The sequence below is a fragment of the Xanthomonas sp. NCPPB 3761 genome, from assembly GCF_041475705.2.
GTDB lineage: Bacteria > Pseudomonadota > Gammaproteobacteria > Xanthomonadales > Xanthomonadaceae > Xanthomonas > Xanthomonas phaseoli.
Map to the genome: position 1 here is coordinate 2,408,505 of NZ_CM191262.1, position 13,052 is coordinate 2,421,556.

Annotated in this window: 12 protein-coding genes and 1 pseudogene; 2 read left to right on the top strand and 11 right to left on the bottom strand. The window is 64.1% G+C overall.

Annotation, left to right across the window (positions count from 1 at the left end; translation table 11 throughout):
- Positions 1–121: 121 nt before the first annotated feature.
- Positions 122–892: an OBAP family protein gene (locus ACCQ00_RS10600; protein WP_372354132.1), complete on the top strand. Its 771-nt coding sequence runs from the start codon at positions 122–124 to the stop codon at positions 890–892.
- Between the two features lie 203 nt (positions 893–1,095).
- Here the strand turns inward: ACCQ00_RS10600 and ACCQ00_RS10605 are convergent, their stop codons facing one another.
- The 5 genes and pseudogenes from ACCQ00_RS10605 to ACCQ00_RS10625 form a co-directional block, all read right to left on the bottom strand.
- Entirely contained in the window at positions 1,096–2,265 is a 1,170-nt protein-coding gene (locus ACCQ00_RS10605; protein WP_039569824.1) for a zinc-dependent alcohol dehydrogenase, read from the bottom strand.
- Positions 2,266–2,277: 12 nt separating this feature from the next.
- The gene (locus ACCQ00_RS10610; protein ID WP_039569825.1) at positions 2,278–2,808 is read right to left on the bottom strand and encodes an SRPBCC family protein; all 531 of its coding nucleotides are present in this window, start codon (positions 2,806–2,808) and stop codon (positions 2,278–2,280) included.
- A 3-nt stretch (positions 2,809–2,811) separates the two neighbouring features.
- Positions 2,812–3,390, bottom strand: coding sequence for a DUF4142 domain-containing protein (locus tag ACCQ00_RS10615; protein ID WP_039569827.1), 579 nt, complete (start codon positions 3,388–3,390; stop codon positions 2,812–2,814).
- Positions 3,391–3,963: 573 nt separating this feature from the next.
- Positions 3,964–4,179, bottom strand: coding sequence for a hypothetical protein (locus ACCQ00_RS10620; RefSeq protein ID WP_039569875.1), 216 nt, complete (start codon positions 4,177–4,179; stop codon positions 3,964–3,966).
- 212 nt (positions 4,180–4,391) lie between these two features.
- Positions 4,392–4,771: pseudogene (locus tag ACCQ00_RS10625) on the bottom strand (TonB-dependent receptor); the annotation flags it as partial.
- Between the two features lie 187 nt (positions 4,772–4,958).
- Here ACCQ00_RS10625 and moeB point away from each other — a divergent pair.
- Positions 4,959–6,164 carry a molybdopterin-synthase adenylyltransferase MoeB gene (gene moeB, locus ACCQ00_RS10630; protein WP_180301698.1) on the top strand — a complete coding sequence of 402 codons (1,206 nt, stop codon included), beginning with the start codon at positions 4,959–4,961 and terminating at the stop codon, positions 6,162–6,164.
- Between the two features lie 379 nt (positions 6,165–6,543).
- On the opposite strand, the gene ACCQ00_RS10635 is transcribed toward moeB, so the two are convergent.
- The 6 genes from ACCQ00_RS10635 to pilW form a co-directional block, all read right to left on the bottom strand.
- A complete protein-coding gene (locus ACCQ00_RS10635; protein WP_039584015.1) occupies positions 6,544–7,764 on the bottom strand; it encodes a molybdopterin molybdotransferase MoeA in 1,221 nt (406 codons plus the stop codon).
- Positions 7,765–8,071: 307 nt separating this feature from the next.
- A complete protein-coding gene (gene der, locus ACCQ00_RS10640; RefSeq protein ID WP_017158302.1) occupies positions 8,072–9,469 on the bottom strand; it encodes a ribosome biogenesis GTPase Der in 1,398 nt (465 codons plus the stop codon).
- A 10-nt stretch (positions 9,470–9,479) separates the two neighbouring features.
- Positions 9,480–10,697: an outer membrane protein assembly factor BamB gene (gene bamB / locus ACCQ00_RS10645; protein WP_017158303.1), complete on the bottom strand. Its 1,218-nt coding sequence runs from the start codon at positions 10,695–10,697 to the stop codon at positions 9,480–9,482.
- Positions 10,697–11,335 (bottom strand): YfgM family protein, encoded by a 639-nt coding sequence (locus ACCQ00_RS10650; protein ID WP_039569829.1) that lies wholly within the window; start codon positions 11,333–11,335, stop codon positions 10,697–10,699. The genes bamB and ACCQ00_RS10650 overlap by 1 nt, the downstream gene beginning before the upstream one ends.
- Positions 11,336–11,405: 70 nt before the next feature.
- Entirely contained in the window at positions 11,406–12,266 is an 861-nt protein-coding gene (locus ACCQ00_RS10655) for a helix-turn-helix domain-containing protein (RefSeq protein ID WP_039569831.1), read from the bottom strand.
- Positions 12,263–13,051 (bottom strand): type IV pilus biogenesis/stability protein PilW, encoded by a 789-nt coding sequence (pilW, locus tag ACCQ00_RS10660; protein WP_039569832.1) that lies wholly within the window; start codon positions 13,049–13,051, stop codon positions 12,263–12,265. The genes ACCQ00_RS10655 and pilW overlap by 4 nt, the downstream gene beginning before the upstream one ends.
- Position 13,052: the final 1 nt, after the last annotated feature.

Below are 13,052 nucleotides of genomic sequence, written 5' to 3' on the forward strand. Positions count from 1 at the left end.
TGCGACAGCATGACCGCCGCGTCATTAAGCAGATGCTCAAGCGAGGTGAAGCTTCACGACGTGCCCCAGCCCGCGCTCACGCCTGGCACACCATCCGCGCTCTTAGCCTGAAGCACACGCATTGACGGGAATTGCCATGCGACATTCAGCTCTGTTGATCGGCCTTGCGCTCTGCGCCAGTTGCTCGCGCAGCCCGCCGTCGGTCACCCCGCCCGGCGCACCGGAAACTCCCAAGACCAATGTGCTGGAAGCCGGCGCGAAGGTCCTGCAGCCCAGCGGCCCGGTCGGCAAGCTGGACATCTATCTGGTCGGCTTCCATCCGATGAAGGATGCACCAGATGAGCAAATGGAGGCGCATCACTATTGCCAGCAGGTCAATGAAGATCTTGCGCAATGCGCGCTCTACGACGGCAACACCGACCGCGCCAACCTCACCGGCATCGAATACATCATCTCGGAGAGCTTGTTTGCGCAGCTGCCGGCACACGAGCGCAACTTTTGGCATCCGCACAACGGCGAAATTCTTTCCGGCCAGCTCTCTGCGCCCAACCTGCCGCATATCGCAGAGAAGGAACTGATGCGCAGCAAGATCAACAGCTACGGCAAGACCTGGCACACCTGGCATTCGCGCAAGGGCACCGCGCCCGGCGACACCTTGCCGCTGGGCGAGCCGATGCTGGCATGGTCGTTCAATCGCGATGGCGAGCTGCAGCAAGCGTTGATTGCGCAACGCGATCAGGCCGTTTCGGTGTCCACCGCAGAGCGCCGCGCCAACCGTCAAGATCTTGTGCCGCTGGCAAAGCCACAAGAGGGTGTGGATGCATTGCGTGCACATTTTCCCGACGCCCAACCCATTCCCGGGGTGACCGACGCAGACGGCAAGCACCGCTGAGCCCTGAAAAGACCCTGCCGCAGAACGTGCCCCAGGTTCAGGCATGGCGCACATACTTGCAAAACGCTCGAGCCTGGAAAAACTCGCGATGCAACCGGCAGTGCGCACGTATCATGCACACGTTACGCGCGCCAGATGTCGAGCGATTCCCCGCCGCGCTCGCAGCGCACTCAGTGAACGCAGTACTGCGAGAGTCTCTGCCGCTAAGGGACAAACCCTGCACGCACGCAACCATCGTGCTTGTGCTTGAACATGTCGTAGCCCCGCACAGCGTCTTCCAGCGGCATCTTGTGGGTCAGCAGAAAGTCGGATTTCAAACGCCCGGCCTGTGCCAGTTCCAGCAACTTGGGCACATAACGCTGCCCATGTTGCTGCGCAGTCCGCACCGTCAGTCCCTTGTTCATCACCGCACCCAGCGGAAACTTGTCCATCACCCCGTAGACGCCCAGTATCGACAGGATGCCGCCCTTGCGGCAGGCCAGAATCGCCTCGCGTAGCGCCTGGCCGCGATCGGTGTGCAAGTGCAAAGCCTGCTTGACCCGATCGTAGGCATGACCGTTGCCGGTGCCATGCGCCTCCATGCCGACCGCATCGATACAGGCATCCGGGCCACGCCCACCGGTCATTTCGCGCAGGACATCCACCACGCTGTCGACCGTCGAATAATCGATCACTTCCACACCCAACACATCGCGCGCCATTGCCAACCGCTCCGGCAAGCGGTCGATGCCGATCACGCGCGCTGCGCCCAAGATACGTGCACTCTGCTGGGCCATCAGCCCCACGCCACCGCACCCCCATACCGCCACCGTGTCGCCGGGCTGGATATCGCAAAAATCTGCACCCATGAAGCCAGTCGGCCCGGCATCCGAGAGAAACAGCGCATCCTCATCGGACACACCATCGGGCACCTCGAAACACCCCACATCCGCGTGCGGCACGCGAATGTAGGTTGCGTGCGAACCTGCGTAGCCGCCAAAGGCGTGCGTATAGCCGTAAATTCCGGCGGTTGCATGCCCAAGCAACGGCTCCTGCATTTCCCAGTTGGGGTTGGTGTTGTCGCACAACGAAAATTCCTTGCGCTGGCAATGCCAGCAACCGCCACAGGAAATAAACGACGGCACCACCACGCGCTGGCCCACACGTACGTTCTTCACCCCGGGGCCTACTTCCACCACCGTTCCCATGAACTCGTGGCCGATGACATCGCCCTCGCGCATGGTCGGCAGATAGCCGTCGATAAAGTGCAGATCAGAGCCGCAGGTGGTGGTAAGCCCAACTTTCAGGATCGCATCGCGGGGGTTGACCAGTACCGGGTCGGGCACGGTTTCCACGCGCAAAGCGTTGACGCCATTCCAGCAAAGTGCTCGCACAAAAAGCCCTCCTCACGAATGCGCGTGCGCCGATGTCCGCGCCGATGGGTTATGCAACAAGGTCGGCACCTCGCCGGCTTCCAGCCAAGCGCGCAGTCGCCGCAGCCCCTTGCCGGCCAACACGTACGGAGCGGGATTCACCAGCTTGGTCAACACCTGCGCCAGCACGCCTTCGACCGCATAGTGCAGGCTGAGCGTCGCTTCGCTGGCTTCGCGTCCGTGCGCACGGTGCACCTGCAGGACGATGGTGAGCTGCAGACCATGTTCGCCGTCGGCGTCGTAGCGCACCGATTCACCCAGCCGCGCATCTGCGCGGCGCAAGTTCACTGTCAGCTCCTGATGCAATGGCGCATGCAGCTTCCAGCGGGACGCGTGGCCGTCGCCGGAGACCAGCTCGGCGGCGCCCTCTAACACGCGTTGCTGCACCTTGGCATCGCACCAGGCATCCAGTATCTGATGAGGTTCGGCACGGATGGTCATGCTGCGCACGATGTGCGTGCCGTCATCGTCGGTGCGTACCGGATCGATCGGTAATGCAGCCATGGCTTAGCGGGCTCCGGCATTCTTGCCGGCGGCCTGCAATTCCTTGGCACTGCTCAGATGATCGGCGACGTGATGGCGCGTTGTCTGCAGGTGTTCGAGCACCGGCGGTGTCTTCGCCTGCGGGATCAGCTTCTTGTCGAGCGCCGTCAATGCATCGGTGTGGTCTTTCACCATCGCGGTGATATAGGCCGTTTCGAACGCAGGACCGTCCAGCTCCTGCAGCTTCGCCAACTCCGCCTTGCCCTTCGTCATCTGCAGCTTTGCACCCGCGGCGGAGGTATCCGGTTGCCACTTGGCGATCTTCTGGTTGTTGTCCGTGTGTTCCTTGATCATGCGCGTGGCGTAGTCGCGCGCGCCGCCTTGCACCTGCTTCTGCAATGCCAGATTTGCCGCGTTGATTTCGCTGGTGTTGATGGCACTCAGCATGCCGAGCGCTTCGCGCTCGTCCTCGCTCGGGGTCGCTGCTCCTTTGGTTTGCGGACCGGCGGGCATTGCAGGCTGTACCTGGTTCTGTGCCTGCGCAGATAGGCCGACGCCAATGCACAGGGCCAGGACAAGAATGATCGGGCGACGTGTGTTCATGGAGGTCTCCAGCTGGATGATGTCGCTCGATGCTGGGCCTGACTGCGTGACTCGATCGTCGCGCCAGCGTCGAGAGCTGGCGAAGGGCGCCTGCTGCAGCGCAACGCATCGTCACATTTTATGAAGGTCACGCAGCTGCCGTTTTCTCCAACCTTGAAATCGCTGATCAAGTACCGCGCCGCATCAACTCGGCGCTCACCTGCGATGTAGCGTGACGACTGATTTGCTGCTCTTGGTGCTGATGCCAAGGAACGCTGTAATGTGTGAGGGTATTCAAGCCTGAATCGATGCAGCTGCGCGCCTGTGATCCACGCGTTGGCCCTACATCGCATGCCTCACGGGGGCGACCAGCAGTGCGCCGCGGATAAAGGCGCGGGGATCGTTGTCCAGCCGCTATACGTGCATGCCGTGCTGCAATCGCCGCACTGGCAGTACAGTGGCTGTGCATGCGCACCGCGAACCGGTCTGTTCCGCATCAAGGCACAGTCGCCCAGCGGGAAGCGCGCATTGCAGCGCCGCAACGTCGAAATCACGGCATATGCTCAGGCTTACTGCATCTGGCCAGCAGCCACGTCATGCTCCAGGATCAGCCGGCCCCAGCTGATTGGCGGCCAATATCTCGTCGATACGTTTGACGATCTGCGCCGCCTGCTCCTGCGATTGCGCCGCACCGATGATTTTCTCGGAGCGGGCCCGGAACACATCCCAGAAGTCGTCCGGGTGCCGACTGCGCATGTCCGGCAGGGCCTCGGCAAGCTGCTTCAATTGTGCATCGATGTCAGGTGTCATCACGGTCTCCTCTGCTGTGCTCACGCTAACGCTCCGCCGGTGAGCCTGATGCCAACGCCGCGCTCAGACCGCGTTATCCGCATCACAAACGGAAGCGAACACCGAGTGTGCAAGTCCGCTCGGGCGATGCGATCTCGCGCGGGAAATCACCAGGCCGCTGACCGAAATAATCGCTGGCCGTGATGCCGAGCAGATGGGTGGCCTCAGCAAACCAGGGTCTTGATGACGATTGGCGAGCAGCGCACCAGCACCTGCCCACTTCGCCACCGGCGCGCGCCACCTGCATGCCGGTCACGCGTTGCAAGGCCGCAGCCACGCTGTTGTCGGGCAGCTTGCCGATGTCTTCGGCGACGATGGAATCGCTGATTTCCGCGTTCGATTGCTTGATCGCGATGACGCCTTTACGCTGCTGCGCACGCCTTTGGCCTGCACCGCCTCCAACGTGGACGTGGCCGGCGTCGCGCCATCGGCGTTGGCCGCGGCCTGTTGCGCCGCCGCATCGCAATTCAGGGCAAGTCCGATGCATAAACCCCCGCGGCCGATACGTGACGGCACGCCGCGCGCCAGACGCCTGCTGCGGTGGAACAAGCATGATGGCCTCCTGGGGCAGGCACTGCGACAATGCGGCTGGGCGCGCTGCGCAAGACAGGCAAACCGGGCCGCACGAGCCGCGCGACGGTGTTGAACAAGGCCGAAATTACAGCCGTGACGCTCGCACTGCAGCGTGATCGCGTCCGTCATCGCGCCACGATCATGACGCGCCTTTCATCAACAGCGAGGTGCGTGCGTGTCGTGGGCACAACTGCACATCGCAGCTGCTGCGTTTGCGCGACAATGGCCACATGAGCAGCCACGACATCTCTCCCGCCGACGCCCGTGCCCGCGCCCTGCATGGCGCCCTGCTGATCGACATCCGGCAACTGCATGAGCGTGCCAGCGGCCAGGCCGAAGGCGCGTTGGCGATCGAACAGAGCTCCCTGGAAACCGAGCCTGCAGTCCATTTGCCGGAGCAAGCCCGCGCAATCGTGTTGATTTGCCAGAGCGGCAAACGCTCAGCGCACACGGCCGCGATCTTGCGCGCGCACGGCTATGCGCACGTGGCGTCGGTGGCCGGTGGCACCAGCGCATGGGCCAGCGCCGGCCTGCCGTTGGTACGCCCGACATTGCCGGTGGACGAGCAGGATTTTCTTGAGCGTTATTCACGTCATCTGCGTCTGTCCCAGGTTGGCCTGGAAGGACAGCGGCGCCTGGCGCACGCACGGGTGTTGCTGATTGGCGCAGGCGGACTAGGCTCGCCGGCAGCGTTCTATCTCGCCGCAGCCGGTGTTGGGCATCTGCGCATTGCCGACGACGACGTGGTGGACCGCAGCAACCTGCAACGTCAGATCCTGCACACCGAAGACAGCGTCGGCACTGCAAAGGTCGACTCCGCCGCACAGCGCATCACCGCGCTCAACCCGCGGGTGCACATCGAGGCGGTACAAACGCGCGTGACAGCCGACAATGTCGAAGCGCTGCTGCAGGATGTGGATGTGGTGGTGGATGGCGCAGACAATTTTCCCGCGCGGTATTTGCTCAACGATGCATGCGTCAAACTCGCTAGACCACTGGTCTACGGCGCCGTGCAGCAGTTCGAAGGACAGGTCAGCGTATTTGATGCCGGCCGGCACCGTGGTCACGCGCCCTGCTACCGCTGCCTGTTTCCCGAACCACCGCCGCCGGAATTTGCGCCCAGTTGTGCCGAGGCCGGAGTGCTCGGCGTACTGCCCGGGGTAATCGGACTCTTGCAAGCCACCGAAGCGCTCAAGTTGCTGCTCGGCATCGGAGACGGCCTGACTGGCCGCCTGCTCAGTTTCGATGCAATGGCGATGCGCTTCCGCGACATTCGCCTGCCGCCGGACCCGCATTGCCCGGTGTGTGCGCCTGGCGCGGTATTTCGCGGTTACGCGGATTACGCGGCGTTCTGCGGCAGTGCGGTTGGTTGAGCGAAGCTCGCAGCAGCGTGTGCTGTCGGTCGGCTGACTGATTGGCTTGCCGCCGATGCAATACGAGGTGCATCGCTGCATTCAGCAGTTCGGCGAGCTAGGCGTGGATGGCGTCTTCCGCCCTACCCTCATCCCGTCCCCACCGGGAGAGCGGTTATCGTGCGATTGGCGCTCGATGTCGAGGCGTTGGCTTTTCTAAGGCACTCGCTTCCACGCCACGCTCAAAACGCTTAAAAGCAGCCGACGATCATCCTGCATATTGAAGCGTCGCACCCGCACCCCGCACCCCGCACCCCGCACGTCGCATACGCTGCGCATCACGAAGACCCTCCAACAATGCGCGCATCATTCTGCCGGGCGCCAGCGATCGAGCACACGCTCACAACGCGTACGGAATCACCCGCACGATCTCGCCAGCCTCGAAGCGCCGCGCCTGCTCGGGCAGCACGATCAATGCATTGCTGTCGGCCGCGCCACGCAGTAGATGCGAGGCATCGCCACGGTGCGGCAGCGCGGTCAGACGCCCATCTTCGCCGCATTCCAATCGCCCACGCAGGAATTCCAGCCGTTCGTGGCGCTTGTCCCATGGGCTTGCCAACGCGGCATGCCAGACCGGGCGCGGCTCGCTGCGCCCCTGCAATCCATCCAGCAACGGCACGCCATAGGCAATCAGCGTTGCCAGCACCGAGACCGGGTTGCCCGGCAGGCCAAGCACCAGGCAGCGCCCAATCTGCCCCAACACCGCCGGCATTCCCGGGCGCATGCGCACGCGCCAGAAATGAATGCACCCCAATTCGCCGATCAGCCGCGGCAGATAATCCTTTTCACCAGCAGACACGCCGCCGCAGGTGATCACCACATCGAACGCGGCGGCCGCATCTTCCAGCATGGTGCGGATGCGCTGCGGGTCGTCCGGCAAGGTCGGCCAGGCGGTGGGCGCATAGCCAAGCGCACGCAGCTGCGCCATCAGCATGTCGCGGTTGCTGTTGTAGATCTGTCCGGGGCCGAGCGGCATGCCTGGCTCGATCAGTTCATCGCCGGTGGCCAGTACCGCAATGGTCGGGCGTGGCGCCACCGCAAGGCGCGACACGCCAAGTGCCGCCGCCAGGCCAATCCGCGCCGGCGTCAGCACCTGCCCGGCCTGGATCACCAGGTCGCCGGCACGCACGTCGCTGCCGGCCAGGCGCACCGCTGCACCCGGTGCAGGCGTGGTCTGAAACCGCACCATGCCGTCGCGTTCGTCGGCATCTTCCTTGGCAATCACGGTATCGGCGCCATCGGGCAATGGCGCGCCGGTGGTGATACGCAGGCATTGCCCGGCGCCCAGTGTGCCGGCCCAGCGCTCGCCGGCAAACTGTTCGCCAACCAGCTGCAACGACGCATCGCCGCCAGCAACATCGGCGTGCCGCAGTGCAAAGCCATCCATCGCGCTGTTGGCAAACGGCGGCAGCGCCAGCGGTGCGATCAGGTCGCCGGCAGAGATCCGCCCATCGGCACGCGAGGTGGCGATGTTTTCATCGGGCGAACGGTTGCTGGCCGCGACGCTGCGCAGAATCTGCAGCGCCTGCGCATACGGAATACGGGAAGGATAATCGGTCATGCCGCGCAGGATACCAGCGCATCGCCAACGCGAAGGGTGGCGGCGCCACGCGTCGGCAACAGGAGATGGGCTTTGACAACGCGTTGCGCCACGAGCGAACTTCGAATGCGCCTGCACGCGGCGCCACCCGTGCCAAGAACGAACACCTGCACGCGGCAGGAACTGCCTCACGTGTCGATCGAACGATCGGGAGCATGCACAGAACGTTTAGAGCCCTGCCTGCAAGCGGCGAGCTAGCCGCACAGCCCAACCGATCTGCGCGCCTCCCAACCGCCTGAACATCACGCCTCAGGCGGCCTGGACGCCGTTACTTCCCTTTGACATGCCGCATCAGGCGCCGCTTGCGGGCCACCTGGCGATCTGAGAGCGGATTCTTCTTGCCCTCGTACGGGTTGGCGCCCTCGCGGAAGATGAAACGCACCGGCGTACCAACCAGCTTGAAACGCTTGCGGAAGAAGTTTTCCAGATAGCGCTTGTACGACTCCGGCAACACCTTCAGGCGCGTGCCATGCACGATGAAGGTCGGCGGATTCGCGCCGCCCGGGTGCACATAGCGCAGCTTGGAGACATGCCCGCGAATGCTCGGCGGCGGGTTGGTCTCATAAGCGATTTCCAGCGCCTGGTTCACTTCGCTGGTGCTGAACTCATGCGTGGCCGATGCATGTGCGCGATGAATCGCCAAGAACAGCTCGCGCATGCCCGAGCCGTGCAATGCAGAAATCCGCACCGCCTCTGCCCAATTGACGAAGCCCAGCTTGCGCGACAGCAGGTCTTCGGCCTGCGCACGCTGGTAATCGCTTTGCCCGTCCCACTTGTTGATCGCCACCACCAGCGCACGGCCGGCATCCAGGATCGCGCCGAGAATCGTCGCATCCTGGTCGGTTACGCCTTCGGTGGCGTCCAGCATCAGCACCGCGACCTGGCATTGCTCGATCGCCTGCAGCGTCTTGAACGCGCTGAATTTCTCGACCGCCTCTTCCACCTTGCCGCGCCGGCGCAGGCCCGCGGTATCGATCAGACGGTACTGACGGCCATCGCGCTCCAGGTCCACCGCAATCGAATCACGCGTGGTGCCCGGCACTTCCGAGGCGATCATGCGTTCTTCGCCCAGCAGGCGATTGACCAGGGTCGACTTGCCGACATTCGGGCGGCCCACGAAGGCGATCCGCACGCGTGCCGGGTCGTTGTCCAGCAGCTCGCCGGCTCCTTCCTCGGGCAGCCGCGCACCCACCTCGTCGAGCAACTCGTCGATGCCCTGGCGATGCGCGGCAGACAACGCCACCACGTCGGAGAAGCCGTAGCGCGCGAATTCCGAGCGCACGGTTTCTTCGTCGGTGCCGTCGATCTTGTTGATCACCAGCACGGTCGGCCGCGCCAATTTGCGCAACCAGGCCAGGATCTCGTCATCGAGCGATGACGCGCCCTCGCGGCCATCGACCACAAACAGCACCAGATCGGCTTCGCCGGCGGCGGCGCGTGCCTGGCGCGCCGTGGCTCCAGCAAGACCTTCCTCATCGCCGGCGATACCACCGGTATCGACGACGATGAAGGGCTGCTGCTCGTCGAGACGGCAGACCCCGTAGTTACGGTCGCGGGTGACGCCGGGCTGGTCGTGGACCAGCGCGTCACGGGTGCGCGTCAGCGCATTGAAGATGGTGGACTTGCCGACATTGGGCCGTCCAACCAGGGCGACCAGGGGCAGCATCGCAAGGTCCTTATTGTGCCAACCGGAAGGCGGTGAGATCGCCGTCGGTGTTTTGTACCAGCAAAATGCCGTCGACCACCTGCGGCTGCGCCAGCAGCGTATCGCGTCCAGCACGTGCGCGCGCGGCCAGGGCTCCGTCGCTGAGTTTCAGCCAGTGCAGATAGCCCTTGTAGTCGCCGACCACGGCGTAATCGCCCTGGATGGCCACACCGGTGAGCGAACGGCGCGCCAACGCAGCCTGCGACCACATCGCCGCACCGCTGCTCTTGTCCAGGCCCCACACCGAGCCGGCATTGTCGGACACCACCACCACGGCCGACGACACTCCAACGCCACCGGCGCCGCCGTGATCGCGCGTCCACAGCGGACGGCCGCTCGGGCCTTCCAGCGCGAGGGTTTCATTCTTGAAGCTGGTCGCGTACAGCGTGGTGCCATCCAGCACCGGCGCACCATCCACATCGGACATGCGCTCCAGCTCGGTACGGCCTTCCGGCACGCCGATGGCCTGCTCCCACAACGGGCGACCGTCCTGCAGCGCCAGCGCACTCAAGGTGCCGCTGTCGTTACCGACGAACACCACGCCCGGCCCGGTCACGATCGGCGCGTTGCCGCGAACGGACAAGGTCGGGCCTTCTTCGGCATGAAACCAGCGACGCTCGCCGGTTGCGGCATCGAACGCGGTCACGCGACCGTCGTTGCTTCGCACCAGCACCAGGTTCTGTGCAATGGCCGGCGCAGCGATCACTTCGTTCGGCACCTTGGCACGCCACTTCTCAGTGCCGTCGGCCTGGTTCAAGGCGATCACATCACCGGACAGGCTACCGATCACCACCAGGCCTTCGCCTACACCGGGACCACCGGACAGACGCTGCTTGAACTTGCGGTCGTTACGCTCTTCCTTCTTGGGCTTGTATTCCCAGACGCGCTTGCCGGTCTGCAGGTCGAGCGCCTCCACGCCACCGGTGATCGCCGCTGCATACACCTTGCCATCGGCCACGGCCGGGCGCTGACGGACGCCGATATGCCCTTCACCCTTGCCGACGCCGGCAGACCAAATCTTCTCGACCTTGACCGACGGCTCGAACTTCACCAGCTCGGCAGGTTCCTGCGCCTTCTTCGCAGCAGCATCCTTCCCGGCGAACCAGCCCTTGACGGTGCTGCAGCCAGCCAGCGACACACCCATCACGGCAATCAACGCAACGCGCTTGTACATATCAACCTGCTTCATCAAATCTGCTCCGCCGGATCGGGCACCTTGCCGCCCACATCCATCAGCTTGGTTTCCAGCAAACGGCGTTGCGGCGAGGCCACATCCACCGTGGTCAGGGCGCGGGTGTACAGCGCTCGCGCCTCATCCGGCTTGCCCTGCGCGACCAATGCGTCTGCACGAATCTCCAGGCTGGCGTGGTCCTGCGCATCGGCCAGCAGCTTGATCGCTTCGTCGGGCTTGCCGCTTTCAGTCAGCACGCGCGCCAGGCGCTGCTGCACGATCTGCTTGAGCTCGCCTTCGGCCGGCACGTCACGCAAGGTCTTGATCGCCTCGGCGTTCTTGCCGGCATCGACCTGGGCCTTGGCCAGCCGCAATGCCGCCAGCTCGGCGTAAATACCGCCCTTGCCGTCGTCCAGGGCCACGATGTCCTTGGCGGCCTTGTCCAGGTCCTTGGCCTGAATCGACTTCACCACCGCCTCGTAGCGGCCATTGGCCTCGACCAACGCGGTGTCGGTGCGCGTCTGCCACCACTGCCAGCCCAGGATCAGTGCCAGACCAAGCAGGACGCCGCCCACCAGACCCGCGCCATTCTTTCTCAACCAGGAACGAACGCGTTCGCCTTGTTCGTGTTCGTCCAGCAGATCGTCGATCGCCATGCGTACTCTCGCTCCGTCATCCCGGAGGCGCGGAACATCAAAAGGGATAAATGAAAAACCGCAGTCCGCTTCACTCGGAAGCAGGTACCACGGAGCCGTCGGAGGATACCGCAAAACGGGCCACGTTAGCGCGCTGGAACGGTTTCACGTCGACGATACTGCCGCCTTGCTGAACCTGTACCGCCGAGGCATTACCCAGCACGATGCGCCCCACCTGACCGGGCGAATACGTGCGTTGTTCACCGGCACGTATCAGGGCTTTTTCGACCGCACTGCCATCCGGTGCCAGGATCTGCACCCAACTGTCGCCGCTGAAACTCAGCGACAAACTGCCGCCGGGAGCAACTGCCGCCGCTGGCGCCTGGGCATCGCCGGTCGCACGCGGCACCGGGGTCATCGACGCGATATATGGCGCCGGCTGCTCGCGCGGCGCGGCGGCCGGCTGCGTTGCTGGATTGCCTGGTGCAGCGGACTTTGCGGCCTCGGGCATGCTGTCCAAGGACACCGTGCTTGGCGCCTTGCCATCCAGATGCGAGCGCGTCGCATACCAGACCGGCACCGCAAATACACCGGTAATGACCACATACATGGCCTTGCGCGCGGTGCTTTCGAGAATGCGCCGTGCACGCGGCGTATGCGTGTGACTGACCAGCTTGACCGGCTCGATCGGCGCAATGGTGGCCTGCTGCAACAGCGGCTCCAGATCGACCTGCAACAGGCGCGCATAGCTGCGCAGCTGCCCGCGCACGAACACCGGTGCGCCCAGCCGCTGCCAGTCCTCCTGCTCCAACGCGTGCACAACACGTGCCGGCATGCGTAGCTTGCCGGCCACTTCGTCCACACTCAGACCTGCTGCCTCGCGCGCTTCGCGCAAGTTCTGTCCGCAGCCCTTTTCCTGCTCGAAAAGGTTCGGATTGGAATCACTGATCACAATGCACTGGCCCCGGGAGTAGCGGTCGCTGCGTCAGGGAATTCCTTGACCAACCGCTGTTGATAACGGCCGGCAGCTACCTTGTCGCCTAGCCCTTGCTCAATCTGAATGGCGAGTTGTAACACGGAAGCAGTTGCCGGTGCAGCCGCAAGGCGGCGTTCGATAAAAGCGCGGGCTTCGAAATAATTGCGGCGCCCGGCTTCCAGCCGTGCCATCGACTCGAGCGCATACGGATTATTTGGATCGAGATCGAGCGCTTTGCGCAGATCGCCCGCTGCGCGCTCAGGCTGTCCTGCCTTGAGCGCGCAACCGCCCGCATTGCCCAAGGCAGACGCAGGCGAGGCATATGTGCGGTCGGCCAGTGCGCGATCGAACCAGGTCAACGCTTCAGCAGGCGAGCCATTGGCGCACAACCAGGCACCATAGTTATTCAGCACGTCGCCGCGTTGCGGCGCGAGGTCTGCGGCCTGCCGATACGACGCACCAGCCGCCGCCGTATCGCCCCTGGCGCCCTGAATCAGGGCCAGCAGACCGATCGCATCCACCGACTGCGGGTCTTTTCTCAAGGCGGCGCGCACCTGCTCTTCGGCGCTGGCGTAATCGCCGGTCTGCAGCCGGTTGCGCGCCAGACCTAATTTCTCCTGGACAGCCAGGCGATTCTTGGTGGCCTTGTCGTCGCGGAAGGAGTACACCGGGGCGACTTCTTCCACGCTCTTGGCCGAGCCGGCCTTGGCATTGCGACCACCGCAACCGACCGCGCTCAGCGCGATCGCCACGGCCGCCATT